This window comes from Actinomycetospora succinea (genome assembly GCF_004363095.1).
Classification (GTDB): domain Bacteria; phylum Actinomycetota; class Actinomycetes; order Mycobacteriales; family Pseudonocardiaceae; genus Actinomycetospora; species Actinomycetospora succinea.
In genome coordinates, this window is record NZ_SNYO01000002.1 from 429,678 (window position 1) to 455,291 (window position 25,614).

The 25,614-nt window shown below is 76.3% G+C and carries 21 protein-coding genes and 1 pseudogene; 10 read left to right on the top strand and 12 right to left on the bottom strand.

Translation table 11 applies throughout. The features are described from left to right. Positions 1 to 416: 416 nt before the first annotated feature. Positions 417 to 1,127, top strand: a complete 711-nt coding sequence (locus EV188_RS32935) for a LysM peptidoglycan-binding domain-containing protein (RefSeq protein ID WP_279536709.1) — start codon at positions 417 to 419, stop codon at positions 1,125 to 1,127. Positions 1,128 to 1,155: 28 nt separating this feature from the next. On the opposite strand, the pseudogene EV188_RS32940 reads toward EV188_RS32935, so the two are convergent. The 5 genes and pseudogenes from EV188_RS32940 to EV188_RS08435 form a co-directional block, all read right to left on the bottom strand. Then, positions 1,156 to 2,087: pseudogene (locus EV188_RS32940) on the bottom strand (molybdenum cofactor biosynthesis protein MoaE). Continuing rightward, the gene (moaC, locus tag EV188_RS08420; protein ID WP_133825795.1) at positions 2,059 to 2,547 is read right to left on the bottom strand and encodes a cyclic pyranopterin monophosphate synthase MoaC; all 489 of its coding nucleotides are present in this window, start codon (positions 2,545 to 2,547) and stop codon (positions 2,059 to 2,061) included. Before moaC ends, EV188_RS32940 begins: the two are co-directional and overlap by 29 nt. Continuing rightward, positions 2,540 to 4,006, bottom strand: a complete 1,467-nt coding sequence (locus EV188_RS08425; RefSeq protein ID WP_133825796.1) for an NAD-dependent malic enzyme — start codon at positions 4,004 to 4,006, stop codon at positions 2,540 to 2,542. The genes moaC and EV188_RS08425 overlap by 8 nt, the downstream gene beginning before the upstream one ends. Continuing rightward, on the bottom strand, positions 4,003 to 4,557 hold the full coding sequence (locus EV188_RS08430) for a nucleotidyltransferase family protein (protein ID WP_133825797.1): 555 nt from the start codon (positions 4,555 to 4,557) through the stop codon (positions 4,003 to 4,005). The genes EV188_RS08425 and EV188_RS08430 overlap by 4 nt, the downstream gene beginning before the upstream one ends. 53 nt (positions 4,558 to 4,610) lie before the next feature. Beyond that, positions 4,611 to 4,811, bottom strand: coding sequence for a hypothetical protein (locus EV188_RS08435; RefSeq protein ID WP_133825798.1), 201 nt, complete (start codon positions 4,809 to 4,811; stop codon positions 4,611 to 4,613). A gap of 86 nt (positions 4,812 to 4,897) precedes the next feature. Between EV188_RS08435 and EV188_RS08440 the strand changes: the two genes are divergently transcribed. Continuing rightward, on the top strand, positions 4,898 to 7,243 hold the full coding sequence (locus EV188_RS08440) for a helicase-associated domain-containing protein (RefSeq protein WP_133825799.1): 2,346 nt from the start codon (positions 4,898 to 4,900) through the stop codon (positions 7,241 to 7,243). 293 nt (positions 7,244 to 7,536) lie between these two features. Here the strand turns inward: EV188_RS08440 and EV188_RS08445 are convergent, their stop codons facing one another. Genes EV188_RS08445 through EV188_RS32215 form a run of 4 tightly spaced genes read right to left on the bottom strand, consistent with a single transcriptional unit; the run spans position 7,537 to position 13,663 of the window. Continuing rightward, on the bottom strand, positions 7,537 to 8,139 hold the full coding sequence (locus EV188_RS08445) for a GTP-binding protein (protein WP_133825800.1): 603 nt from the start codon (positions 8,137 to 8,139) through the stop codon (positions 7,537 to 7,539). Then, a complete protein-coding gene (locus EV188_RS08450; RefSeq protein WP_243741560.1) occupies positions 8,120 to 8,779 on the bottom strand; it encodes a DUF742 domain-containing protein in 660 nt (219 codons plus the stop codon). The genes EV188_RS08445 and EV188_RS08450 overlap by 20 nt, the downstream gene beginning before the upstream one ends. A 22-nt stretch (positions 8,780 to 8,801) precedes the next feature. Further along, positions 8,802 to 9,224 carry a roadblock/LC7 domain-containing protein gene (locus tag EV188_RS08455; protein WP_133825801.1) on the bottom strand — a complete coding sequence of 141 codons (423 nt, stop codon included), beginning with the start codon at positions 9,222 to 9,224 and terminating at the stop codon, positions 8,802 to 8,804. Further along, the gene (locus tag EV188_RS32215) at positions 9,221 to 13,663 is read right to left on the bottom strand and encodes a sensor histidine kinase (protein ID WP_133825802.1); all 4,443 of its coding nucleotides are present in this window, start codon (positions 13,661 to 13,663) and stop codon (positions 9,221 to 9,223) included. Before EV188_RS32215 ends, EV188_RS08455 begins: the two co-directional genes overlap by 4 nt. A gap of 487 nt (positions 13,664 to 14,150) precedes the next feature. On the opposite strand from EV188_RS32215, the gene EV188_RS08465 reads away from it, so the two are divergent. Further along, positions 14,151 to 15,869, top strand: a complete 1,719-nt coding sequence (locus EV188_RS08465; RefSeq protein WP_133825803.1) for a DNA repair helicase XPB — start codon at positions 14,151 to 14,153, stop codon at positions 15,867 to 15,869. Here the strand turns inward: EV188_RS08465 and EV188_RS08470 are convergent. Then, positions 15,866 to 16,420, bottom strand: coding sequence for a TetR/AcrR family transcriptional regulator (locus EV188_RS08470; protein WP_133825804.1), 555 nt, complete (start codon positions 16,418 to 16,420; stop codon positions 15,866 to 15,868). The two genes, EV188_RS08465 and EV188_RS08470, sit on opposite strands and share 4 nt — an antisense overlap. A gap of 97 nt (positions 16,421 to 16,517) precedes the next feature. Between EV188_RS08470 and EV188_RS08475 the strand changes: the two genes are divergently transcribed. Continuing rightward, complete coding sequence (locus tag EV188_RS08475) at positions 16,518 to 17,402, top strand: LLM class flavin-dependent oxidoreductase (protein WP_133825805.1); 885 nt, start codon at positions 16,518 to 16,520, stop codon at positions 17,400 to 17,402. Here the strand turns inward: EV188_RS08475 and EV188_RS08480 are convergent. Next, positions 17,300 to 17,818 (bottom strand): MaoC family dehydratase, encoded by a 519-nt coding sequence (locus EV188_RS08480; RefSeq protein ID WP_133825806.1) that lies wholly within the window; start codon positions 17,816 to 17,818, stop codon positions 17,300 to 17,302. The two genes, EV188_RS08475 and EV188_RS08480, sit on opposite strands and share 103 nt — an antisense overlap. A 522-nt stretch (positions 17,819 to 18,340) precedes the next feature. On the opposite strand from EV188_RS08480, the gene EV188_RS08490 reads away from it, so the two are divergent. Beyond that, entirely contained in the window at positions 18,341 to 19,705 is a 1,365-nt protein-coding gene (locus EV188_RS08490; RefSeq protein WP_133825807.1) for an HNH endonuclease signature motif containing protein, read from the top strand. Positions 19,706 to 19,724: 19 nt separating this feature from the next. On the opposite strand, the gene EV188_RS08495 is transcribed toward EV188_RS08490, so the two are convergent. Next, positions 19,725 to 20,174 carry an ester cyclase gene (locus EV188_RS08495; RefSeq protein WP_208114073.1) on the bottom strand — a complete coding sequence of 150 codons (450 nt, stop codon included), beginning with the start codon at positions 20,172 to 20,174 and terminating at the stop codon, positions 19,725 to 19,727. A 221-nt stretch (positions 20,175 to 20,395) separates the two neighbouring features. On the opposite strand from EV188_RS08495, the gene EV188_RS08500 reads away from it, so the two are divergent. The 5 genes from EV188_RS08500 (at position 20,396) to EV188_RS08520 (ending at position 25,604) form a co-directional block, all read left to right on the top strand. Beyond that, a complete protein-coding gene (locus tag EV188_RS08500) occupies positions 20,396 to 20,968 on the top strand; it encodes an OsmC family protein (protein WP_133825809.1) in 573 nt (190 codons plus the stop codon). Between the two features lie 65 nt (positions 20,969 to 21,033). Beyond that, positions 21,034 to 22,185: an NAD(P)/FAD-dependent oxidoreductase gene (locus tag EV188_RS08505; RefSeq protein WP_133825810.1), complete on the top strand. Its 1,152-nt coding sequence runs from the start codon at positions 21,034 to 21,036 to the stop codon at positions 22,183 to 22,185. Between the two features lie 10 nt (positions 22,186 to 22,195). Then, on the top strand, positions 22,196 to 22,594 hold the full coding sequence (locus tag EV188_RS08510; protein WP_133825811.1) for a hypothetical protein: 399 nt from the start codon (positions 22,196 to 22,198) through the stop codon (positions 22,592 to 22,594). After that, positions 22,591 to 23,076: a GNAT family N-acetyltransferase gene (locus tag EV188_RS08515; RefSeq protein ID WP_133825812.1), complete on the top strand. Its 486-nt coding sequence runs from the start codon at positions 22,591 to 22,593 to the stop codon at positions 23,074 to 23,076. The genes EV188_RS08510 and EV188_RS08515 overlap by 4 nt, the downstream gene beginning before the upstream one ends. A gap of 20 nt (positions 23,077 to 23,096) precedes the next feature. Further along, on the top strand, positions 23,097 to 25,604 hold the full coding sequence (locus EV188_RS08520; RefSeq protein ID WP_166659787.1) for an AAA family ATPase: 2,508 nt from the start codon (positions 23,097 to 23,099) through the stop codon (positions 25,602 to 25,604). The last annotated feature ends 10 nt before the right edge of the window (positions 25,605 to 25,614 follow it).

A 25,614-nucleotide genomic window follows, 5' to 3' on the forward strand; every position in this document is an offset into this window, starting at 1 on the left:
TGTCCCGCGCGTCGACGGCCCCGGCTCCCGCGTGGAGCCGGGGCCGTCGTCGTTCTCGCCGCTATGACCTGCATCACAGGTCTCAGGTACGGAGCGCTCGTGACCGGTCGCTCTCGGTCAGTTCGTATCCCCGGAGCTGCGCCTCTGTCACCCGTTCGTGATCTCCTCGCGTCCTCACGTCCCTGAGAGCCACCAGCCGGCGGCCCGCCGGAGATCTAGCCTCGGTCCGTCGGCCCGCGCGGCGGCGCCGACCGGAACCCGGGCGCTCCCCCTGTCCGACGGGTCCCGTTCCCCCGCATCACCGGTGCCCGGACAGGGCGCCCGCGACCGGTGCTCCCCCGTCCGCTCCCCCATGCGACGGTCCGGTGCGGTGTGCAGCGCGCGGCTCGTGGAGAACCGTGGACATCGTTGACCCCGTGCTGTCCGCAGCACCCGCCGCTCCCCGTGGACGTCACCGCGCGGCGCGCCGCCCCGGCCGCGTCGGCAGGGCGGCGCTCGCCGTCGTCGCCGCCGGCGCCCCCGTCGTCCCCGCGGCCCTGCTCGCGGCGCCCGCCGCCCACGCCGACACCGACTGGGACGCGCTCGCCCAGTGCGAGAGCGGCGGCGACTGGGGCATCAACACCGGCAACGGCTTCGGCGGCGGCCTGCAGTTCACCGACTCCACCTGGCGCGCCTTCGGCGGCTCGGGCCAGCCGGAGGACGCCAGCCGCTCGGAGCAGATCCGGGTCGCCGAGCGCGTCAAGGCCGAGCAGGGCATGAACGCCTGGCCGACCTGCTCGCGCAAGACCGGGCAGACCGACGACTCGCCGAACAGCTCGTCGTCGGGGTCGTCCTCGGAGTCGTCGGAGTCGTCGGGGTCGTCCTCGTCCTCGTCCGCTTCTGACTCGGATGACGACGACGACTCCGGCAGCAGCTCGAGCAGCCGCTCCGAGACCCGCCAGGTGCGCGACTCGGGGTCGTCGTCGTCCGCTCCGTCGACGGGTTCCTACACCGTGAAGAACGGCGACACGCTCAGCTCGATCGCCGCGTCGCACGGCCAGACCTGGCGCACGCTCGCCCAGGCGAACACCGACGTCATCAGCGACCCGAACATGATCCTGCCGGGTCAGACGCTGTCGATGGCCTGACGCCCGCCCGTCGGCACCGGGGAGCGGGTCAGGGGCAGTTGACCCATTCCTCGGTGCCGTCGGTGAACTCCTGGCGCTTCCACACCGGCAGCTCGCGCTTCACGGCGTCGACGAGCTCGCTGCAGGCGTCGAACGCCTCGCGGCGGTGCTCGGCGGCCACGGCGCACGCCAGCGCCACGTCACCGATCCCGAGGGGCCCGACGCGATGGGTGACGGCGAGCGCCCGCACGCCGGCGAACTGCGCGGCGACCTCCGCGGCCACCTTCTCCACGACGGTCGCGGCGCTCGGGTGGCCCTCGTAGTCCAGGGCGGTCACCGAGCGGCCGTGGTCGTGGTCGCGGACGACGCCCGCGAAGGTGACGACCGCGCCGGCGGCGGCGTCGTCGACCAGCGCGGCGTGCTCGGAGACGTCGAGCGGCTCCTCGGTGACGGTCGCCCGCAGGACGCGCGCGGTCATGTGTGGTCCCCTCCCAGGATCTGGTCGACGGCGTGGGCCAGCACCGGCTCGAGCACGGCCAGGCCGTCGCGCACCCCGCCCGGGGAGCCGGGCAGGTTCACCACCAGGGTGCGCTTGGCGACCCCGGCCACGCCACGTGAGAGCACCGACGTCGGGACCTTGTCGGCGCCCGCGCGGCGGACCGCGTCGGCGAGGCCGGGGACCTCGTAGTCGAGGACCGCCCGGGTCGCCTCCGGCGTCGCGTCCGTGGGCGAGATGCCGGTGCCGCCGGTGGTGACGACGACGTGGGCGCCGTCGGCGACGGCCTCGCGCAGCGCCGCGGCCACCGGTTCGCCGTCCGGGACGACCACGGGGTCGGGCGTCGTGAAGCCCTGACCGCGCAGCCACTCGACGATGATCGGGCCGCCGCGGTCGGTGTAGACGCCCGACGAGGCGCGGTTGGAGGCGGTGACGACGCGGGCGCGCCGCGTGGGGTCACCGGCCTGCGGGGCGGGTCCAGACACCGGAGCGTCCCCCTTCCTTGCGCTCGAGGCGCACCGCGTCCAGCGTCGCCGCCGGGTCGAGCGCCTTGATCATGTCGTGCAGCGTCAGCCCGGCCACGGTGACCGCGGTCAGCGCCTCCATCTCGACGCCCGTGCGGTCGGCGCTGCGGGCGGTGGCGGTGATGGTGACGTGGTCGTCGCCGACCTCGAGGTCGACCGTGACGCCGGCCAGCGGGATCGGGTGGCACAGCGGGACGAGGTCCGGCGTGCGCTTGGCGCCCATGATGCCCGCGACGCGCGCGACGCCCAGCGCGTCGCCCTTGGGCACGGCGTCGTCGCGCAGGGCGGCGGTGACCTCGGCGGTCGTGTGCACGACGCCGGTGGCGGTCGCCGTGCGGCGCGTGACCTCCTTGTCGCCGACGTCGACCATGCGCGCGGCGCCGGTGGCGTCGACGTGGGTCAGGCCGCTGTTCTCAGTCATCCGCGCCCTCCACCGCCTTCGCCGTCTCCTCGCCGAGGGCCAGGGCGGCGCCGACGTCGACGCTTCCCGTGCCGTGCTCGCGGGCGCGCTCGACGGTCTTGCGGACCGCGCCGGCCACCGCGGGCGCGACGGTGCTGTCGAAGACGCTGGGCACGATGAACAGCGGGTTGGGCTCGGCGACCACGTCCCCGATCGCGGCGGACGCGGCCAGCAACATGTCGTCGGTGATGGCCCGCGCCTGCGCGTCGAGGAGCCCGCGGAAGATGCCGGGGAACGCCAGGACGTTGTTGATCTGGTTCGGGTAGTCCGACCGGCCGGTGGCGACGACCGCGGCGTGCCGCTGGGCGAGCGACGGGTCGATCTCCGGGTCCGGGTTGGCCAGCGCGAACACGACGGCGTCGTCCGCCATCGCGGCGACGTCCGACTCGTGGAGCAGGTTCGGCGCCGAGACCCCGATGAACACGTCGGCCCCGGGCATCGCGTCGCGCAGCGTCCCGGTGCGGCGCTCGCGGTTGGTCTGCTCGGCGACCCATTCCAGGCTCGGGTGCAGGCCGGGGCGCTCGGGATGGATGATCCCGTCGACGTCGACCGCGACGAGGTCGGCGGGCGCCAGGGGCAGCAGCAGCCGGATGATCGCCGACCCGGCCGCGCCGACCCCGCAGACCACGATCCGGCAGTCGTTCATCTCCTTGCCGACGACGCGCAGCGCGTTGCGCAGGGCGCCGAGGACGACGACGGCGGTGCCGTGCTGGTCGTCGTGGAAGACCGGGATGTCGAGCTTGTCGCGCAGGCGCTCCTCGATCTCGAAGCAGGCCGGCGCGGCGATGTCCTCGAGGTTGATCCCCCCGTAGGCCGGGGCGAGGACCTCGACCGTGCGGATGATCTCCTCGGTGTCCTGGGTGTCCAGGCACACCGGCCAGGCGTCGACGCCCGCGAACCGCTTGAACAGGGCCGCCTTGCCCTCCATCACCGGCATCGCCGCGGCCGCGCCCAGGTTGCCGAGCCCGAGCACCGCGGAGCCGTCGGTGACCACGGCGACCGTGTTGCGCTTGATCGTCAGGCTGCGGGCGTCCTCGGGACGGCGGGCGATGGCCTGGCAGACCCGGGCGACACCGGGCGTGTAGGCGCGCGAGAGGTCCTCGCGGGTCCGGAGACCGACCTTCGCGGTGACCTCGATCTTGCCGCCGAGGTGGACGAGGAAGGTGCGGTCGGAGACGTTGCGGACCCGCACGCCGTCGAGACCGTCGAGCGCGTCGGTGATCTGCTCCGCGTGCTCCTCGGACAGGGCGTTGCAGCTGATGTCGATGATGATCGAGTCGGTGCGCGACTCGACGACGTCGAACGCCGTCATGACGCCGCCGACGCGCCCGACGGCGACGGCGAGGTCACCCGCCGCGGTCGCGCTCGCCGGCGCCTCGACGCGGGCCGTGATCGCGTAACCGGGTCCGGGGACGGTCACCGTGGTGTCTCCTCACGTGCGGTCCAGCGCTGCAGGTCCTCGGGTGTGTCGAGGTCGTCCTCGACCGCGACGTCCCCGATCTCCACGGCCGCCACGTCGTCCCGGCCGCGCAGGAAGCCCCGCGCGCCGGCGTCCCCCGTGGCCGCCGCGCGCACAGCCTTCCAGTGCGCCCGTCCGAGCAGCACGGGGTGCCCCGCCCGGCCGTCGACGGTGCCGCGCGCGAGGACCTCGGGACCCTGGGCGTGGGCGGCGACCCGGGCGAGCGCGTCGGGGCCGATGCCCGGGGTGTCGACGAGGGCGACGAGGGCCGCGACGGCGTCGGTCGCCTCGAGGGCCGCCAGCCCGGCGCGCAGCGAGGCGGCCTGGCCCTCGGTGTCCCAGCCCGGCGCGGGCACCCACGTCGTGCCCTCGTCGAGCAGGTCCGCGGTGCCGGGGAGCCCGGCGCCGAGCACGACGACGACGGGCGCGAGACCGGCGGTCACCAGCGCCCGGGCGCCACGGCGCACCAGCGGCTCGCCGTCGAGCTCGACGGCGGCCTTCGGGCGGCCCATCCGCCGGCCCCCGCCCGCGGCGAGCAGGAGACCGGCGACCTGCGTGTGGGTGGTCAGCGGTTGATCTCGGTGACCGGGTGCTCGTAGCCGAGCTGGTCGGCCGGCAGGGGGAACTCGGTCTCGCCGAACGGCGACGGCGAGCCCTGGGTGGGCGCCATCAGCTCCGTGATCGGGTGGCCCCCGTCGACCTCGGGCCACCAGGGGTCCTGGCGCGGCGGGGTGTCGTCCTGCGGTCCGGTCGCGTGGTCGGCCATCTCTCCCTGTCCTCCCGGGTCGGCGGATCCCCAGTCTGCCGCACCTCGGGGGTGTGCGCGCCGGAGCCCGACTACCGTGGTGTGCGATGTCCGGCCGGACCCTCCTCGACCACCTGCGCGCCCAGGACGACGACACCCTGGGCGCGCTGCTGCGTGCCCGCCCGGACCTCGCCCTCCCCGCCCCCGCCGACACCGGGGTCGTGGCCACCCGCGCGAGCGTGCGGATGTCGGTCGGGCGCGCCTGCGAGGACCTCGACGCGTTCACCCTGCAGGTGGTCGACGCGCTGCTCGTGGTGCGCGCCGACGAGGCGCCGGTGGCCGTCGGCGACGTGCTCGCGCTGCTCGGCGCCGACCGCGCCGCGGCGGGCCGGGCCGCCCTCGCCGACCTCGAGAGCCGGGCCCTGTGCTGGCCGGACGGCTCCACGCTGACGCCGGACCTCCCCACCGCCGACCCCGCCGAGACGGCCACGCTGCGGGCGGTGCCGGCGCTGCGCGACGTGTCGGTGCGCTACCCCGGGGGCCTCGGGCGCCCGGCGCCGGAGTTCTCCGCGATCGCCACCGCCGACGACTACGCCGCCGTCGTCGACGCCCTGCCCGCCGACGAGCGCGCCGTCGTCGAGGCGCTCTCCGCCGACGGACCGGTCGGCCGCAGCCGGGCCCAGGGCGCCGACGACGGCCCGGTCGGCCGGTTGCTCGCCGCCGGCCTGCTGCACCGCGTCGACCACGAGACCGTCGAGCTCACCCGCGAGGCCGCCCTCGGCGTGCGCGGCGACCGCCCGCTCGGCGACGTCGCGCTCACGGACCCCATGCCGCCCCCGCGCGTCCATGCGCCCGCCGACGTCGACGCCGCCGCGGCCGGGGAGATCCTCGAGGTCGTCCGGCGCGCGGAGTCGGTGCTGACGTCGTGGTCGGACCACCCGCCCGCCGTCCTGCGCTCCGGCGGGCTCGGGGTGCGCGACCTGCGCCGCGTCGCCCGCGAGCTGGGGCTCACCGAGGTGGACGCGGCCCTGCTCGTCGAGGTGCTCGCCGGGGCCGGGCTGGTCGCCGTCTCCGAGGGCGCCGACCCGACGTGGACGCCCACCGTCACCGTCGACCGCTGGCTCGCCGCGGGCCCCGACGTGCGCTGGGTGATGCTCGCCCGGGGCTGGCTCGACACGCCGCGCGCGCCGTCGCTGGTCGGGGCGCGCGACGTCGGCGACAAGCTCATCGGCCCGCTCTCCGACGAGGCCCGCCGGCCCTGGGCCCCCGCGCTGCGGCGCCGGGTGCTCGACCGGCTGCGCGAGTTCGACGACGGCGAGGGCCCGCCCAGCGCCGACGACCTCGTTGCCTCCCTGGCCTGGCGCGCGCCGCGCAAGGGCGGGCGCGCGCGCGACGAGATGATCCGCACGGTGCTGCGCGAGGCGACGACGCTGGGGCTCGTCGCCCACGACGCGATCACCTCGGCGACGCGCGAGCTGCTCGTCCCGGTGCGCGGGCCCGGCGACGACCCGGACGCGGCCGCCGCCGCGGCGCTGCGCCGGGCGCTGCCCGACCCCGTCGACCACGTGCTCCTGCAGGCCGACCTCACCGCCGTCGCCCCCGGGCGCCTCGAGCCGGAGCTGGCCGCCGCGCTCGACCGCGTCGCGGACGTCGAGTCCTCGGGGGCAGCGTCGGTCTACCGGATCAGCGAGGCCTCGGTGCGCCGCGCGCTGGACCTCGGGCAGACCGCCGCCGACCTGCACGAGCTCTTCGCGACCCGCTCGGCCACCCCGGTGCCCCAGGGCCTGACGTACCTCGTCGACGACGTCGCCCGCCGCCACGGGCGCCTGCGCGGCGGGGCGGCGGCGTCGTTCCTGCGCTCGGAGGACGAGGCCCTCATCGCCGAGGTGATGGTGCACCCGGAGGCCGAGCGCCTCGAGCTGCGCCGGATCGCGCCGACCGTGCTGATCAGCACCCAGCCGCTGGTCGACGTGCTCGAGGCCCTGCGCGCCGCGGGCCTGTCACCGGTCGCCGAGGACGAGGTCGGCGGCGTGCTGGACCTGCGTCCCCGCGGCCGCCGCACGCCCGCGAAGCGCCCGGAGCGCGCCGTCGGCACCACGCCGAGCCTCTCCGAGGACCAGATCACCGCGCTCGTCGCCCAGATGCGCGCCGGCGACCGCGCCGCCACCGCCTCCCGGGGCCGCGCGACCGCCGCGGGCCAGGGCCGCACGGCGACCTCGGCCACCGTCGCCGTCCTCGCCGAGGCCGCCCGCACCGGGCGCAGCGTGTGGATCGGCTACGTCGACGCGCACGGCACCGCGTCCCAGCGCGTCGTGCGCCCGCTGCGCGTCGGCGGCGGCGTGCTCGAGGGTGTCGAGGACGACGGCGAGACCAACGGCGCCACGGTCGGCGGCGCCGCCCTGTCCTTCGCGCTGCACCGGATCACCTCGGTGAGCGTGCTCGCCGACCGCTGAGCACCCTCTGGTGCAGCGAACGGGTATCTCGCTGCTTTCTAGGCCTCCGAAGTCCCCGTTGATCACCAGAGGCGCGGGGTTCTGCAAGATCACGAGCGACGTGGTGCACCCGCCGGCGCGTAGGAGGTGCATGACGTCTCCCGTGATCTCCGCAGGCGACGGGCACCGGAGCACACGTACCGCCGTCCGGAGGCCGGCAAGCACCCGTGTGCGCCGCACCCCGAGAAACGAACGGCGCTCTCGCTGCTAGCGAAGCAGCGAAAGCGCCGTTCGTTCGTCCGGGCGGGGCGCGGTCAGGCCCGGGCGCCGACCGCCCAGACCTGCATCGCGTGTTCGACGAGCGCGATGAGCGCCTGCTTCGTCGACTCCCGGTCGCGGGCGTCGACGGTCAGGATCGGCACCGCCGGGTCGATCGCCAGCGCCTCGCGGACGTCCTCGAGCTCGTGGCGCAGGATGCCGTCGAAGGTGTTGACGCCGAGCACGTAGGGCAGGCGCCGGTCCTCGAAGAAGTCGACCGCGGCGAAGCAGTCGGCGAGCCGCCGGGTGTCCGCGAGCACGACCGCGCCGATGGCGCCGCGCACGAGGTCGTCCCACATGAACCAGAACCGGTCCTGCCCGGGCGTGCCGAACAGGTAGAGGATCAGGTCGGAGTCGAGCGAGACGCGGCCGAAGTCCATGGCCACCGTGGTGGTGCGCTTGTTCGGCACCGCGGAGAGGTCGTCGACGCCGGCGCTGGCGTCGGTCATCACGGCCTCGGTCGTCAGCGGGTCGATCTCGGAGACCGAGCCCACGAACGTGGTCTTCCCGACCCCGAACCCCCCGGCCACGACGATCTTGGCTGAGGTGGTGGTCGGGACCGGTTCGGCGACCGCTGCGTCAGAGCCGTCGTAGTCCACTCAACACCCTTTCCATCAACGCCATGTCCGGGACGTCGCCCGAGGTCGAGGCGGTCTGGTGCACCACGACGGTGCCCTGCGACGCCATGTCGCCGATGACGACCCTGGCCACGCCGAGGGGCAGCTTCAGCATCGCCGCCACCTCCGCGACGGACCGGGGCTCGGTGCACAGTTCGGCCACGGCACGGTGCTCGTACTGGGGGATGCGCGACGGGTCGCGTCCCGCGGAGCCGACGGAGACCAGGGTCTCGACGGCGAGGTCGTAGACCGGGCGGGTCCGCCCGCCGGTCCAGGCGTAGGGGCGCACGATCGCGACGTCGTCGGCACGTTCGGCGGGCGGCTCGGGCTCGGGGAGCTCGTGCCGCGGCGGGCCGGGCTGCGGGACGCCGTAGGGAGCGGTCTGCGGCTCCCCGGGCGCCAGGGCGTGCGCACCGTCGGGCACGCCCTCGCCGTACAGGTAGCCGTCGGGGGCGACGGTGCCGTCGCTCGGCGGGCCGACCTCGTCCTGCGCCGGGGTGGCGGCAGGCTCCTCGGCGCCGCGGCGTCGACGGAAGAGCCCGCGGCGTTCGCCGCGTGGCTTCGCTCCCCCGCTGATCCCGTTGAGGACGTCGGCGAAGGACTCGCCGGGTTCATCGCTCACCGGTCGTCACCCCCTTGTGACGTCATCGCACTGCCGACCCCTGGAGCTCGGCCCGGAGCTCGGGGGTCAGGAGCTGACCGACCCGATCGACCAGCAGGGTCATCTCGTAGCCGACCAGCCCGATGTCGCAGTTCGGGGCGGCGAGCGTCGCGAGGCACGAACCGTCGCTGATCGACATGAGCAGGACGATGCCCCGCTCCATCTCCACCACCGTCTGCACGACCTCGCCGGCCTCGAAGCAGCGCGCGGCGCCCTGCGTGAGGCTGATCAGGCCGGACGCGACGGCGGCCAGCTGGTCGGCACGGTCGCGCGGCAGGCGGTTCGACGCCGTGAGCAGCAGCCCGTCGGCCGACACCACGACCGCGTGCGCCACCCCCGGCACCCGCTCGGCGAAGTTCGAGACCAACCAGCCGAAGCGGCTCGGCTGCGACTGGGCTCCGGTCACTGCTCCTCCTCATCCCCGGGACGAGCGTCCTGCTGCTCGCCCTCGGTCTCCCCCGGCCGGCCACGGCGGGTGGACCGCCCGTCGGCCACGCCCTGCTGGTAGCTCGCGAGACGGCCACGGATCGCGTCGGCGCTGCGCCGCGGCACCGCGGGCCCCGCCGGCGCCGGCCCGTCGCCCGGGCGCGCGGCGCCCGGCACGAGCTGGGCCCGCGGCCTGCGCTTCGGCAGGCCCGCCTCCGTGGTGCCGTCCCCACCGACGCCGGCGTCGAGGGCGTCGGCGGTCGCCGCGGCGGCGCGCCAGCCCTCGTCACCCGACGTCGACGCCCACTCGGCCTCGTCCGGACCCGCCGCCGGCGGCGCCTCGCGGAACCACGCGGACGCGACCTCGTCGTAGATCGGCGTGCGCTCCCGCTGCGGGCGTCCCGCCCGGGTGGGCAGGCGTTCCGGCACCGCCCGCGGGGGCGCGCCGACACCGCCGCCGCCGTTGCGGGTGTGCCCGTTGCCCTCGGTCGTCGGGGCCGGCTCGAAGAGACGGTCCGGCGGACCGCCCGCGGACGGGGCGGCACCTGCGGGCACGAGCGGAGCGGCCGGACCCGGTCCGGGACCCTGCGGCGCGCCGCGCCTCGGCAGCGCACCGGGCGCCTGCGGGCCGGCGGCCGGCCGCTGGGGCAGGGGCGGGGCCTGCGGCTCGGGCGGGGTCTGCGGCTCGGCGGGCGTCTGGGGCTCGGCGGGGGCCGCCGCGTCCTGACCGACCGGCTCGGGGGCGTCTACCGGCGTCTCGGGCGCGCCGATGACGTCCGGCGTCTCGCCCTGCTCGCCAGAGGTCCGGCGCGGACGCAGCCGCGGCGCCATCCCCGGGGAGAACGCCGCCCCGGTCGGCGGCAGGCGGCGACCCGACGGCCGCATCCCGCGCGGCTCGTCCGGGGACTGCTCGGGGGCCTCGTCGGGCGCCTCGTCCGGCGCGCTCGCCACCGGCTCGGCGGGCTCCTCCTCCGGGGCCCCGGGAGCGGGCGGCGCCGACGCCGCGGCCTCCGGCGAGCCCTCCTGCCACGCCGGGCGCGCCTGCGGGCGCACCACGCGCGGGCGCAGCGGGAGCATGCCCCGCCGGTTCGGCAGCGCCTCGGGGGTCTGCTCGGAAGCCTGCTCCGGGGCCTGCTCGGGGGCCTCGTCGGCCTCGTCGGCGGCCGGCTCGACGGTGTCCTCGACCGGCGCCTCGACCGCCTCCGCGGCCTCGACGTCCTCGACCTCGTCGGCCGGCTCCTCGGCGGCGCCTGGGCCGGGCGGTGGCACGACGGGCGCGCCGTTCCACATCGGCGGGCCGGCGACGGGCTGGCGCGGCGGGCCGCCGGGCGGGGGCGGCCCGTAAGGACCGGCCGGGCCGCGTCCGGGCGGGGCACCGCGCCATCCGGGCGGCGGGACCTGACCGGGCGCGCCGGGACCACCCGGGCCACCGGGACCGGCGGGCGGCGGACCCCACACGGGCCCGCGGGGCTGGCCGGGCGCGCCGGGGGTCGGCGCACCGCCGCCACCGCCGAAGCCACCGGGGCCGGTCGGCGCGCCGGGGCCACCGGGGCCGCCGGGCTGGCCGGGGAGCCCCGGGAGCGGGCCGTGCGGCCCACCCTGCGGCGGGCCCTGCTGCTGGCCCTGCTGCTGGCCCTGCTGCGGGGCGTCGGCGGCGGGGACCTCGGGCGCCTCGACGGCGTCCTCGGCCCCCTCCTCGGCCTCGGCGTCCTCCCGCCGCCACGACAGGTCCTCGCCGTCGTCGACGGACTCGTCGTGCTCGTCGTCCTCGTCGTGGGCGTCGTCGGCGGGCTCGGGCTCCTCGGGACGGCGGCTGCGCCGGCGGGCGGCGGCCGCCCCGATCAGCGCGGCGGCACCCCCCGCGACGGCGGCACCGCCGACGAAGCCGTGGCGGCCCTGCTCGGGCGCCTGTTCCTCGACCTCGGCCACGCGCTCGTCGTCGGTGTCCGCCGGCGGCCCCGCGAGCGCGGTCGCGGGCTCGTCGGCACCCTCGGCCGCCGGGACGTCCCGCTCGCCGGGCGACCCGGGACCGCGCCCGGGACCCGTCGGCCCACCGGGTCCACCAGGTCCACCAGGTCCGCCGGGCCCACCAGGCCCGGCCGGTCCCCCGGGGCGGCCGGGGAGGGCCGGCCCGGCGTGCCCGTTGCTGCCGTGGCCGTTGGTGCCCGGGACGCCGTTCGACGGGCCGCGGCGCGGCAGCAGCGGCCGCCGCTCGGACCCACCGTCGGGGGCCGGCGGGCGCCCCTGCTCGGGGTCACCGCCGGGCGCGAAGAAGGAGCCGGGCGCGCCGACCGCGCGGCGCTCCCGCTGGGGCAGGCCGCCGTTCGCCGCCCCGTTGGCGGCCCCGTTGCGCGCCTGCTCGGGCACCGCCCCCGGGGCCTCGGGACGCCGCGGCGCCGACCCGGCCCCGAGCGCCTGCTGCCCCTCGGCCGAGCCCGCGAGCACCGCGGACGCCGGGATGAGCGCCGTCGCGGTGACGCCGCCCTCGTCGCGGTTGCGCAGCTCGACGGTGATGCCGTGGCGGGTCGCCAGGCGACCGACCACGAACAGGCCCATGCGCCGGGACGCCGACACGTCGACCGTCGGGGGCGAGTCGAGGCGCACGTTGGCCTCGTGCAGGTCGTCCTCGCTCATGCCGACGCCCGAGTCGACGATCTCGACGAGCACCGAGCCGTCGCCGTTCTGCGTCGCCTGCACGCGCACGCGGGTGTCGGGCGCGGAGAAGGTCGTCGCGTTCTCGAGGAGCTCGGCCACGAGGTGCACGACGTCGCTCGCGGTGCGGCCGAGCAGCTGGGCCTGCGGCAGCGGCGCCAGGTCGATGCGCTGGTACTGCTCCACCTCCGAGGCGCCGGCGCGCAGGACGTCGACCAGCGGCACCGGCCTGCTGCCGCGCCGCGAGATGTCGGTGCCCGAGAGCACCAGCAGGTTCTCGGAGTTGCGGCGCATGCGCGTCGCGAGGTGGTCGAGCTGGAAGAGGTTGGAGAGCGCCTCCGGGTCCTCCTCGGAGTTCTCCAGCTGCTCGATGAGCCGCAGCTGGCGCTCGACCAGCGCCTGCGAGCGCCGGGACAGGTTGACGAAGATCGAGTTGAACGCCGAGCGCAGGCCGGCCTGCTCGGCGGCCAGGCGCACCGCCTGCTCGTGCACCTGGTCGAACGCGCGGGCGACCTGCCCGATCTCCTCGCGCGTGTTGATCGGCGTCGGGACGATCGTGGTGTCGGGCGTCTCGCCCTCGCGCAGGCTCTTGACCGCCTGCGGCAGGCGCCGCTCGGCGACGTCGAGGGCGGTGCGCCGCAGCAGGCGCAGCGGCCGCAGCAGCGAGCGGGTGACGAAGAAGACCACCGCCGCGCCGGCCATCAGCGCCAGCAGCAGGATCACCGAGGCGATGCCGGCGCCGTTGCGCGCGGCGGCCTGCAGCGCGCCCGCCTGCTCCTGGAGCTGGCCGCGCAGCTGCTCGGCGGTCGCGGCGTCGCGGTCCTCGACGGCGGCCGACGCGCGCTCCCAGTCCGGCCCCGCCACCTGCAGCGGCAGGCCCGCCGCGCCGCGGCCGAGCACGACCTGGGCCAGCAGGTCGCGGTTGTCGACGTCCGGGCCGACGACGGCGTCGGCGAGCGCGGCGTTGTCGGTGCCGATCGCCGAGCGGAAGTCGTCGACGGCGATCGAGCGGCGCAGGGTGGCGTTGCGCGCCTGGTCGATCGAGGGCGCGTCGATGCGGCCCGCGGCGATCCCGGCGGCGACGACGGCCTGGACGTAGGCGTCCTCCTCGCGCACCACCGAGAGCGAGTAGAGCCCGGCGGAGAGCCCGGCGACGCTCGGGTCCACGGCCTCGCGGGACAGCGAGCGGTCGAACACCTCGAGGGTGTCGATGGTCTCGGTGTAGCGCGCGATCGCGCCGGCGGCGTCGACGCGGCCGTCGATGACGTCGTCGCGCAGCCGGTCGAGCTGGTCGATCTCGTCGTCGGCCTGGTCGAACGCCGTGATCGTCTGCTGGTCGAGCGAGTCGGCCGCGCCGGCGGAGCGGCGCAGCTCGGACGTCGCGTCGCGGGTCGCCTCGATGCGCTGCTCGACGGGCCCGGAGCCGCCGACGCGGTTGGCCGCGACGTAGACCGCGGCCGCCGACCGCTCGTCGGCGAGGTCGCCGAGCACGCGCGACGTGCTGCTCTCCAGCGCCACGGCCTGCTGGACGCTGTCGTAGGACGCCGCCTCCTGCGTCTGCTCGACGATGCGCAGCACGCCGAGGGTCAGCACGAAGATCGTCGGGACCAGCAGGACCGCGGTCAGCTTGACCGGCAGGCTCCAGTTGCGCAGGGCCAGCCGCTCGGTCCAGTCGCCGCCGTGGCGGTCGTCCGGACCGGGCCGGCCGTCGGGTGCCTCGCCGTACCGCACGGGCGTTCGCTCGGGGGCTCGCTCAGGAGTGGTCACGGACGGGTCCTCCCGGTTCCGCCGGTCGGTCGGACTTCAGCCGGCACCGCCCCGCGCCGACGGGCTCCCTGGTCGACGCTCGGTGACCGGGGATGGGCTATGGTCGCGGCCGTCCGGTTCGTGGAGTGGCACGTGGGTGACACCGTGCGGCCTCGCGGAGACACGTCGGTACGACGATCGGGGAGCAGGGCGAGCGGGCGCATCAGTGTGGTCAGGCGTCCAGAGCGGTCGGCGCGGGGTTCCCGGGACGGGTTCCCTGCTGCGGGCGAGCCCCGACGGCCGCGTGCGCGGCGCCGTGAGCCCATCGGGCGGTGTCACTCCTCGAGGGCGGGGTCGAGCGGGCCCACTGTAGCCGCCCGGTGACGGGGAATGTCCGGCCCGCCTCGTGCGCTGCCCCGGACGGTGTTCCCGCTCCGCCCGACGGCGTGTCGGTCCCCCGGAGGAGGATGGGACGCACCGCCCACCGACGTGCCTGGAGGTCGAGAGGTTGAGTCAGCCCGGCAACGGACCGCTCATCGTCCAGTCCGACAAGACCCTGCTGCTCGAGGTCGACCACGAGGCGGCGCCCGCCGCTCGTCAGGCGATCGCGCCGTTCGCCGAGCTCGAGCGCGCCCCCGAGCACGTCCACACCTACCGGGTGACGCCGCTCGCGCTGTGGAACGCCCGCGCCGCCGGCCACGACGCCGAGCAGGTGGTCGACGCGCTGGTCCAGTACTCCCGCTACGCCGTCCCGCAGGCCCTGCTCGTCGACGTCGTCGACACCATGGGCCGCTACGGGCGGCTGCAGCTGACGAACTCCCCCGTGCACGGCCTGGTCATGCTCTCGAACGACCGCGCCGTGCTCGAGGAGGTCCTGCGCAACAAGAAGATCAGCCCGATGCTCGGCGACCGCATCGACGACGACACCGTCGCGGTGCACCCGTCGGAGCGCGGTCGGCTCAAGCAGGCGCTGCTCAAGGTCGGCTGGCCCGCCGAGGACCTCGCGGGCTACGTCGACGGCGAGGCGCACCCCATCGAGCTCGACCAGTCCGACTGGGAGCTGCGCGACTACCAGGCCGACGCCGTCGAGGGCTTCTGGCACGGCGGGTCCGGCGTCGTCGTGCTGCCCTGCGGCGCGGGCAAGACGCTGGTCGGCGCCGCCGCGATGGCGAAGGCGGGCGCGACCACGCTGATCCTCGTCACCAACACCGTCGCCGGGCGCCAGTGGAAGCGCGAGCTCGTGGCGCGCACCTCGCTCACCGAGGACGAGATCGGCGAGTACTCGGGCGAGCGCAAGGAGATCCGCCCGGTCACCATCGCGACCTACCAGGTGATGACGCGCAAGACGAAGGGTGAGTTCCGGGCGCTCGAGCTGTTCGACACCCGCGACTGGGGCCTGATCATCTACGACGAGGTCCACCTGCTGCCCGCGCCGGTGTTCCGCATGACCTCGGACCTGCAGTCCCGGCGCCGGCTCGGCCTCACCGCCACGCTCGTGCGCGAGGACGGCCGCGAGGGCGACGTCTTCTCGCTCATCGGGCCGAAGCGCTACGACGCCCCGTGGCGCGACATCGAGGCCCAGGGCTGGGTCGCGCCCGCCGACTGCGTCGAGGTCCGCGTCACGATGACCGACAACGAGCGGATCATCTACGCCACCGCCGAGGCCGAGGAGCGGTACCGGCTCTGCGCCTGCGCGAAGACCAAGATCCCGGTGGTCAAGAGCATCCTCGCCCGCCACGAGGGCGAGCCGGCGCTGGTCATCGGCGCCTACCTCGATCAGCTCGACGAGCTCGGCGTCGCGCTCGACGCCCCGGTCATCCAGGGCTCCACGAAGAACAAGGAGCGCGAGGTCCTGTTCGACCAGTTCCGGCGCGGGGAGATCCCGGTGCTGGTCGTGTCGAAGGTCGCGAACTTCTCGATCGACCTGCCCGAGGCCTCGGTCGCGATCCAGGTGTCGGGGACGTTCGGGTCGCGCCAGGAGGAGGCCCAGCGCCTCGGCCGGCTGCTGCGCCCCAAGGGCGACGGGCGCCAGGCGCACTTCTACTCCGTGGTCGCGCGCGACTCGGTGGACGCGGAGTACGCGGCCCACCGCCAGCGCTTCCTCGCCGAGCAGGGCTACGCCTACCGCATCGTCGACGCCGACGACCTGCTCGGCCCGGCGATCCCGGACGTCGGCACGGAGACCGAGGGCGAGCCGGAGTCCGAGCGGCAGGACCCGACCAGCTAGCCCACGGCCAGCCCGTCGAGCAGCACCGCGACCATGCGGCGGGCGTCGTAGCGGTCGTCGGACGGGCCCGCGCACAGGTTGCCGACGCTGCGCATCAGCTCGAGGGCGGCCACGTCGTCGCGGACCTCGCCCGCGGCGACGGCGGCGTCGAGCAGGTCCGTGCACACCGGCACGAGGCGGTCGAGGAAGTACGCGTGCAGCGTCTCGAACTGCGGGCCGTCGGACTGCAGCGCGCCGGCCAGCCCGTGCTTGGTGACGAGGAAGTCGACGAACAGGTCGATCCAGCTCCGCAGCGCCGCGGACGGGCTGCCGGGCAGGTCGAGCGCCTGCTCGCCGGCCACCGCGCACGCCTCGACCTGGTGGCGGTAGACGGCGACGACGAGGTCGGCGCGCGTCGGGAAGTGGCGGTAGACCGTGCCCACGCCGACGCCGGCCTTCGCGGCGATGTCGCGCACGGGCGCCTCGACGCCCGCGGTGACGAAGACCGCCGCGGCCGCGTCGAGCAGCGCGCCCTCGTTGCGCCGCGCGTCGGCACGCCTCTTCTCCGCCATGCGTCCCCTCGGTAGCAAACGGAACGTTGTTCCGCTACGTTGAGAGCGGAACACGGTTCCGCCTCCGAAGGATAGGCGGACGAGCGAGGAGGACGCCATGACGACGAGCTTCGGCATCGCGACAGCACCCCAGCAGGTCACCTACGACGACGTGCTGCGCGTCTGGCGCGAGGCCGACACGGTCGACGAGATCGACCACGCGTGGCTGTTCGACCACCTCAAGCCGATCGGGGGCGCCGACCCCGAGGGACCGATCCTCGAGGGCTGGACGCTCCTCGCCGCCCTCGCCGCCCAGACCGAGCGCCTGCGCCTCGGGCTGCTCGTCACCAGCAACCGGTTCCGCCCGCCCGCCGTACTGGCCAAGATCGCGACGACGGTCGACCTCGTGTCCCGCGGGCGCCTCGACTTCGGCATCGGCGCGGGCTCGCGGCCGAGCATCCCCTGGGCGCGCCGCGAGTACGACGCGCACGGCCTGCCCTACCACGACTTCGGCGACTCGGTGGCCGCGCTCGACGAGGCCTGCACGGTGATCCGGCGGCTCTGGACCGAGGACGCGCCGTTCGACGTCGCCGGCGAGTACGTGCAGCTCACCGGGGCCTTCGGCAACCCCAAGCCCGTCCAGCGCCCGCACCCGCCGATCCTCATCGGCGGCCGCGCCGCGAAGACCCTGCGCGTCGTCGCCCGGCACGCCGACATCTGGAACATCCCCGGCGGCGACCTCGCCGACTGCGTCGAGCGCAGCGCCCGCCTCGACCGCTACTGCGCCGAGATCGGCCGCGACCCCGCCGAGATCACGCGCTCGATCCACCTGCCGGTCTCCTACGACGACCCCGGCGCCGTCCGCGCGGCGGTCGCCGAGGCGGTCGACGCCGGGTTCGGTCACGTCGTGCTGGGGCTGCCGGCGCCGTGGCCCGCAGGCGTGGCGCGCTGGGTCGCCGACGAGATCGTCGTGCCGTCGCGGGCGGGCGCGGCGGTGGGCTGAGGGCGCGCCGTCCAGCAGACCGCCGTGCCCTCGACGGCGACGACGGTGTCGTCGCGCGTCACCCGCACGGCGAGCTCGGTGATCGGCTTGTCGATGCGCGCGGACGTCACCTCGACCGACCCGGTGATCACGTCGCCGGGCCGGACCGGGGCGAGGAAGCGCAGGTCCAGCTGCAGGAAGACGCTGCCGGGGCCGGGCAGGTCCTCGGCGACCACGGCGTTGAGCACCGCGGTGGTGACACCGCCCTGGACGACGATGCCGCCGAACCGCGTCGCCGCAGCGAACGCCTCGTCGTAGTGCAGGGGGTTGCGGTCGCCGGAGATCGCGGTGAAGAGCTCGATGTCGCGGCGCGTGATCTCCCGCGAGCGGCTCGCGCGCTGCCCCACCCGGGGCGCTCCGTCGGTCGGGTCGGGCATCGCGGGCCCCTCTCGTCGTCGGCCGGACCCCGACGACGCTAGGAGGGACACCGCCGCACGCCGAGGGGACGAGCTGCCCAGATCGCGCCGTGGGCTGCCCACATCGCGGCGGGTGCGGCGGACCGACCGACTACCCCTGGCGCGGGTTGCGCGTCACCATCGACGCCGTGGGGGACGCGCTTCCTGCGCCGCACCCTCGAGCTCCTCCACGACCTCGGCGCGGCGCCGGCCCGCGGCTCGGGTGCGCTGGCAGCTCGACGCGCACCAACCCGGCCGGGCTCACCAACCGCCGGCTCGACACCCTGCGCCTGATCGCCGACGGGCGGACCAACGCTGAGATCGCCGGCGAGCTGGCTCTCCGCACGGACGGTGGACCACCAGTCTCGGCCGTGCTCGCGAAGCCGGGCGTCACGACGGGACGCCGCGCGGCTGGAGCTGGCCTGAGGGGGCCGTCCTGCCGGGGGTGCAGCATCGGCATGACGCGGGTGTCGCCGATGTCGCGACCTTGGTACACTCGAACACGTGAGCGAACCGCTGGGGGTGGTCGAGCGGGAGGCGCTCGAGCGCGCCCGCCTCGGCGAGATCGCCCGGCGCCGCGAGGCGTTCGCCCGCCTCGAGCAGGTCGCCGAGCTCGAGGCGCTGGGGGTCGCGGAGAAGTCGGGGGACCGCTCGACGAGCCGGCTGCTGCAGGAGACGTGGCGGGTCGGGGTCGCCGAGGCCAAGCGGCTGGTCGGTGAGGCCGCCGACCTGTGCGTGCGCACCTCGATCCCGGGCGAGCAGCTCCCGGCGCGGCTGCCGGCCACCGCGGCGGCGGCCGCCGCCGGGACGATCGGCGAGGCCCACATCGCGATCATCCGCAAGACCATGGCCCGCCTCGACCGGGTCGAGGGCCTACCGGTCGCGACGTGGGAACAGGCCGAGAGCACCCTCGCCCACGACGCGACGCTGCTGGGCCCCAGAGGGCTGCAGGCGGCCGCGGACCGGCTGCTGGCCCACCTCGACCCCGACGGCGAAGAGCCCCCCGAGGACGACGCCGCGCGCGACGACGAGCTGCTGATCGTCCGGCGCAAGGACGGCTCGGTGCTCTACCGAGGCCGGATCGGCGACCCGGTCGACGGCGAGGCGTTCCTCGAGACCATCGACGCGGTGTCCGGCCCAGCCGGTCCCAGCGACGCCCGGGCGCTGAAGCGCCGCCGCGCCGACGGGCTCAAGGACGTCATCGAGGACGCGCGCAGCCCGCACGGCATCGCCACCGACGCCCGCCCGGGACGCACCGACAACGCCCGGGACGAGGAGCCCGACGCCGCGACCGACAACACGATCGACGAGAACGCGCTGATCCCTGTGCCGCGGCGCCCCGATCCCTCCGAGCGCACGGCGCACGCCGCACGACCCGGGCGCGCGCTGCTCACCATCACCCTGGACCAGCGGTGGCTCACCGAGGCCCTGGCCGGGCGGGGCCGCTACGGGCTGCTCGACTCCGGGGCCCGCGTCCACCCCGGCACGCTGCGCCGCTGGGCCTGCGACGCGGAGGTCGTCCCGGTGGTGCTCGGCGCAAGGTCCGAGCCCCTCGACGTCGGGCGTCTGCAGCGCACCGTCACCGACGCCCTCCGCCGGGCCCTGAACCTGCGCGACGGCGGGTGCGCCTTCCCCGGCTGCGACCGGAAACCCCGCCGCTGCCAGGCCCACCACATCCGGCACTGGATCGACCACGGTCCGACCGAGATCGACAACATGGTCCTGCTGTGCCGCTTCCACCACCAGCTGCTCCACCACGGCCACTGGACCGTCGCGATCGTCGACGGCCGGCCCTCGTTCAGACCACCCGACTGGATCGACCCCGACCGACGCCCCCGCCTCGGCGGACGGCCGCGCGTGCCGACCTGACGGAAACACGGTGCGCCCCTCACCCCACCCCGTCGGCGAGCGCCAGCACGCCGAGGCGGTGCAGGTTCGTGAGCTCGTCGGCCACCATGACGATGCCGCTGATCCGGCCGTCGGTGAGCGTGAGGACGTCGATGACGCGGACGTCGACGGGCCCGCCGGTCGCGGGCACCGTGCCCAGCGGCGTCGCCAGCGGGCCGGTGTGGGTGCCGAGCATGCGGAACGCCACGACGAGCTTGCCCGGGGCCTCGACCTGCTCGAGGACCTCGCGGTCCAGCCCGCCGTAGGCGCCCTGGACGGCGCGGGCGCGGGCCAGCAGGTCCGCGAGCGTCATCGCCGTCCCGTTGATCGTCACCGGGTCGGTGTAGAGCCTGCCGAAGGCCGCGAGCGCGGCGGCGTCGTCGTCGGGCAGCGGTGTCGACCAGAGGTCCATGAGGCGCGTGACGAGGTCGGTCGTGGGGGTCGTGGTCACCGTGGCCTCCTGGGTCCGGGTCGGTTCGTGCCTCGACGCTAGGGCCGCCCGCCGCGGCGCGGGAGCGTCCCGAGTGCCCATCTCGTGCCCATCACTGCGCGGCGGGCCGACGTGGGCACCTGCCGTCCCGGCTTGGGCATGCGCTGCCGATGTCGCGGTGGGGGCCCGCGCCCGACGGTGGTGAGGCCGAACCACGGCACCACCGACACCGGGAGCACACGATGACCGAGACGATCACCCACACCGTCCGCAACGGCGTGGACACCACCAACCTCTTCGCCACGCTCGACGTGCTGAAGGGCCAGCCCGACCTCGCGCGGTTCCGCTTCCGGGCCCGCAACCAGTGGATGGGCGGCTCGCACAACCGCAGCACGATCAAGGACTTCTACGCGGCGGGCGGCGAGGACACCTCCCGCGCCGAGGCGTTCACCCTCGACGCCGGCGAGCCGGCCATCCTCATCGGTGAGGACGACGGCCCCAACCCGGCCGAGTTCCTGCTGCACGCCCTCGCCGCCTGCGTGACGACCTCGCTCGTCTACGCGGCCGCCGCCCGCAAGGTGAAGCTCACCGCGGTCTCCTCGACGCTCGAGGGCGACCTGGACGTCATGGGCGCCATGGGCCTCGACGACGGCGTCCGCAACGGCTTCGAACAGATCCGGATCACCGTCCACATCGCGGGCGAGGCGACCCCGGAGAAGCTCCGCGAGGTCGTCCAGCGCGGCACCGACCGCTCGGTGGTGTTCGACAGCATCACCCGCGGGGTCCCGGTGTCCGTCGAGGTCATCACCGATTGATCTCCGCCCGGGGGCCGGGCGCGACCCGTCCGGCCCCCGGCGGCCCCCACCCCTGGAGGCACGCCATGAGCAGGTACGACGCGATCGTCGTCGGCGGCCGCGCGGCCGGTGCCGCGACCGCGATGCTGCTGGCCCGCGGCGGCCGGGACGTCCTCGTCCTCGAGTCCGCCCGGCCCGGCACCGACACCCTGTCCACCCACGCGCTGATGCGCGGCGCCGTGCTCCAGCTCGACCGCTGGGGGCTGCTGCCCGCCGTGATCGCCGCAGGCGCCCCGGCGATCACCGCCACCGAGTTCCACTACGGCGACGACGTCGTCACGGTGGCGGCGCGCCCGGGGACGACTCCGCTGCGCGCCCCGCGCCGCACGGTGCTCGACCCGGTCCTCGCCGACGCGGCCCGGGAGGCCGGCGCGCAGGTCGTGTTCGGCGCCCGGGTCACCGAGGTGCTGCGCGACGTGCGCGGCACCGTGATCGGCGTCGAGTACGTCGAGCGCGGGACGCGGACCCCGGTCCGCGCGCACGCCGCGATCGTCGTCGGGGCCGACGGGCGGCGCTCCACGGTCGCCGAGGCCGTCGACGCCCCCGTCGAGCACGCCGGCACCGCGTCCAGCGCCGTCCTCTACACCTACGTCCCCGGGCCCGTCGCGAGCCCGGACCGCTACCGCTGGCACTACCGCCCCGGCCTCACCGCCGGCGTCATCCCGACCACCGGTGGCGAGGCCTGCGTCTGGGTCGGCGTGCCCACCGCGCGCTTCGACGCCCTGCGCGGCGACCTCGAGGGCGCCCACCGCGCGCTGCTCGCCGAGGCCGTCCCCGAGCTGGACCCCGGTCCTGGCCCGCTGCGCGTCCGCGGCTTCCCCGGCGTGCCCGGCCACGTCCGTCGCGCCTCCGGGCCGGGATGGGCGCTGGTCGGCGACGCCGGCTACTTCAAGGACCCGCTGACCGCGCACGGGATCACCGACGCGCTGCGCGACGCCGAGCTGCTCGCCCGCGCGCTGCTCGACTCGTCGGGCCGCACCCGTGCCGCCGCCCTGCGCGACTACCAGGACACCCGCGACCGGCTCTCCGCCGACGTCGCCGCCCTCACCGAGCGGATCGCCTCGTACCGCTGGGACCTCGCCGAGCTGCGCGAGCTGCTGCCCGCGCTCAGCGCGGCGATGCGCCCCGAGGTCGAGACCCTCCGCGCCCTCGACCCACCGACCACCCTCGCCGCCTGAGGAGAACGCCGTGAACGCCATCACCGACCCCGAGCTCGACCTGCGCCTCGGCGTCCTCGACGCCGCCGCGACCGAGCGCATCCGGGAGTACGCCACCGCCGCCTTCCTGTGGCGCCGCCTGAGCCAGGCCGACGCGCTCGACGTGGCCCGCGGCCTGCACTGGCGCGCCGTCGGTCGCGACCTCGCCGCCGGCGCCGCGGAGGTCGTCGACGCCCTGTCCCTCGTCCCGCCCCTGGGGTCCGAGCGCGCCCGTCTCGCCGCCGTGCTCACGACCCACTGGCAGCTCGACCACGCCGGCCCGGACGCCACGAGCCCCGGCACGCCCCGGCTCGACGACCTGCGCCGGCTCGGGCGGCGGCTCTCCCTCGCGCTCAACCTGCTCGACAGCGCGCGCACGATCGCCTCATGAGGACGGACCCGGGCCGCCTGCGCTGGGCCCGCGAGGACGAGGTGCCCGCGCTGGAGGACCTCATGCTCGAGGCCTCGCTGCTCTGGCCCGACCACCGCGACGACCTGCTCGCGCACCCCGACGCGATCGAGGTGCCCGTGGACGAGGTGCGGACCCACCGCGTCCGCGTCCACGAGCAGGACGGCGAGGTCACCGGCTTCGCCACCGTGCTGCCGGTGCGCGACGGCGAGGCCGAGCTCGACGGGCTCTTCGTGCGCCCCGCCCGGATGCGCCACGGCATCGGCGGGCGGCTCGTCGCGGACGCCGCGCAGCGGGCCCGCGACGAGGGCGCCGTCCGGCTCGCGGTCGTCGCCCAGCCGCGCGCCGCGGTGTTCTACGGCCGCTGCGGGTTCCGGACGGTCGGCGAGACGTCCACGCGGTTCGGTCCGGCGATCCGGATGCTGTGCGATCTGACCCCACTCGAACGGGCGGCGCGGCCATGACCACCGCCTACCGTGGTCTCGTGGGGCAGGTGCTGGAGCGCGGCGAGGTCCTCGCCGCGCTCGACGCCGCCCTCGCCGACGCGCGGGGCGGCGAGGGCCGCACCGTGCTGCTCGCCGGCGAGGCCGGTCTCGGCAAGACGACCGTGCTGCGGGCCTGGACCGACACCTTGAGCGATGTCCGCCTCCTCGAGGGCGCCTGCGACGACCTCGTCACCTCCCGCACCCTCGGCCCGTTCCACGACGCCGCGCTCGACGCCCCCGCCCTGCGCGCCGCGCTCGCCGCGGGCGGCACCGACGCGGTGCACGACGCCGTCCTCGCCGAGCTGTCCCACCCGGTCACCGTCCTCGTCGTCGAGGACGTGCACTGGGCCGACGAGGCGACGCTCGACGTCCTCGCCGTCGCCGCGCGCCGGGTCGCCCGGCTGCCCGCGGTGCTCGTGCTCAGCTACCGCGACGACGAGGTCGACCCGGGCTCGCAGCTCCAGCGCCTGCTCGGCGGCCTGCCCGCCGCCTCGACGCGACGCCCCGCGCTGCGCCCGCTGACGGTCGGCGCGGTCACCACGCTCGCCGGTGCCGCCGGCCTGCGCGTCCACGCGGCGACGCTGGGCAACCCGTTCCTCGTCACCGAGCTGCTCGCCGCCCAGAGCGAGGGCCTGCCGGTGTCGGTGCGCGACGCCGTCCTCGCCCGGGTCGCGGACCTCCCCCGCCCCTCCCAGGAGCTGCTCGACCTGCTCGCGGTGATCCCCGGGCACGCGGACGACGTGCTGCTCGACGCGCTGCGCCCGACCTGGCGCGACGACGTCGAGGCGCCCGAGCGCCGCGGCATCGTGGGGCTCGCGCAGGGCGCGGTGGCGTTCCGCCACGAGCTCGCCCGCCAGGCCGTGGAGCAGGCGCTGCCGCCGATCCGCCGGCTCGGGCTGGAGCGCGCCGTCCTCGCCGCGCTGCTCGCGCACGACCCGCCGGACCGGGCGCGCATCCTGCACCACGCGGCGCGCTGCGCCGACGTCGACGCGGTCCTCGCCCACGCCCCGGCCGCCGCCCGCGCCGCCGCCGCGGCGGGCGCCCACCAGCAGTCGCTCGCCTGGTACGCCCAGCTCGCGCCGCACGCCGAGCGCCTGCCGGCCGCCGAGCAGGCCGCGATCGCCGAGGAGCACGCCTGGGAGCTCTACACCGCCCACCGCGTCGAGGAGGCGGTCGCGACCGCCCGTCACGCCGTGGCCCTGCGGACCGCGGGCGACGACCCGGGCGCCACCGTCCGCGCGCTGGTCGGGCTGTCGCGGCACCTCTACATCCGCGGTGACGTCGCCGACGCCGTCGCCACCCTCGACGAGGCGGTCGCCCTGGCTCCCGAGGACGTGCTCGCCCGCACCCACCGCGGGGTGCTCCACGTGCTCGCCGACCAGGAGGAGGCGGGCCTCGCCGAGCTCGCGGCGGTGCCGCCGACCGCGCTCGGCACCGTCTACCGGGGCCTGGGGCGGGCGTTCCTCGGCCACGGCGACGGACCGGACATCGTCCGCGAGGGCCTGGACGCCGCGCGGGCCTCGGGCCACCGCGAGCACGCCGCCCGCGGTTGGACGAGCCTGGTCAAGGCGCTGCGCCGGCTCGGGCGCGACGACGAGGTCGCCGCCGTGGTCGCCGCGGGCCTGGAGAGCGCCCGCTCGGGCGACTTCCTGTCCCACGGCTACTCGCTCGAGGCGTTCGGGCTGCAGCTCATGGTCGACGACGGGCGCTGGGACGCCGCCGAGGCCGGCCTGCGCCGCCTCGTCGACACCGTGCCCGAGGCCGGCATCCTCGCCCGGGAGACCCTGCCGCCGCTGGGGCGCCTGCTCGCCCGCCGCGGCGACCCGGACGCCGACGCCGTCCTCGCCCGGGCGTGGGAGCTCGCGACCCGGTCGGACAGCCTGCCGGTCCTGCTGACCACCGCGGCCGGGCTCGCGGAGAAGGCGTGGCTCGACGGGGACGGCGAGCGCGAGCACGCCCGGGTCCGCGCGCTGCTCGAGCGCTCACGGCGCCCCGGCCTCGCCGGCGCCCGCGGGGACCTGCTGCGCCAGGGCCTGCGCGCCGGCGTGCCCGTCGCCCCCGACGAGCCCGTCGCCGACCTCTGGCCCTGGCACGCGCTCGCCCTGACCGGCGATGCAGGAGCCGCCGCGGCCTGGCCCGCCGGGTCCTACGAGCAGGCGCTGGAGCTCGTCGACGCGGGGGACGAGGAGTCGATCACCGCCGGCCTGCGCATCCTCGACGACCTCGGCGCGGCGCCCGCGGCCCGGCTGGCGCGCCGCCGGCTGCAGGCGCTCGGCGTGCGCCGCATCCCGCGCGGGCCGCAGGCCGGGACGCGCGCCCACCCGGCGGGCCTGACCCCGCGCCAGGCCGACATCCTCGCGCTCCTCGCCGACGGCCTGACCAACGCGCAGATCGCCGCGCGCCTCGTGCTGTCGGTCCGCACCGTCGACCACCACGTCTCGGCCGTGCTCGCGAAGCTCGGCGTCGCCTCGCGGGAGGAGGCCGCGCACCTTTCCCGGAAGGCATGAGGGCCAGAAT

Bases quoted from the DNA above. Each gene is read 5' to 3' on its own strand.
- EV188_RS08440 (WP_133825799.1), top strand. From the start codon at position 4,898: ATGTCCGGCCGGACCCTCCTCGACCACCTGCGCGCCCAGGACGACGAC.
- EV188_RS08430 (WP_133825797.1), bottom strand. From the start codon at position 4,557: ATGGGCCGCCCGAAGGCCGCCGTCGAGCTCGACGGCGAGCCGCTGGTG.
- EV188_RS08470 (WP_133825804.1), bottom strand. From the start codon at position 16,420: ATGGCGGAGAAGAGGCGTGCCGACGCGCGGCGCAACGAGGGCGCGCTG.
- EV188_RS08515 (WP_133825812.1), top strand. From the start codon at position 22,591: ATGAGGACGGACCCGGGCCGCCTGCGCTGGGCCCGCGAGGACGAGGTG.
- moaC (WP_133825795.1), bottom strand. From the start codon at position 2,547: ATGACTGAGAACAGCGGCCTGACCCACGTCGACGCCACCGGCGCCGCG.
- EV188_RS08505 (WP_133825810.1), top strand. From the start codon at position 21,034: ATGAGCAGGTACGACGCGATCGTCGTCGGCGGCCGCGCGGCCGGTGCC.
- EV188_RS08500 (WP_133825809.1), top strand. From the start codon at position 20,396: ATGACCGAGACGATCACCCACACCGTCCGCAACGGCGTGGACACCACC.
- EV188_RS08475 (WP_133825805.1), top strand. From the start codon at position 16,518: ATGACGACGAGCTTCGGCATCGCGACAGCACCCCAGCAGGTCACCTAC.
- EV188_RS08480 (WP_133825806.1), bottom strand. From the start codon at position 17,818: ATGCCCGACCCGACCGACGGAGCGCCCCGGGTGGGGCAGCGCGCGAGC.
- EV188_RS08435 (WP_133825798.1), bottom strand. From the start codon at position 4,811: ATGGCCGACCACGCGACCGGACCGCAGGACGACACCCCGCCGCGCCAG.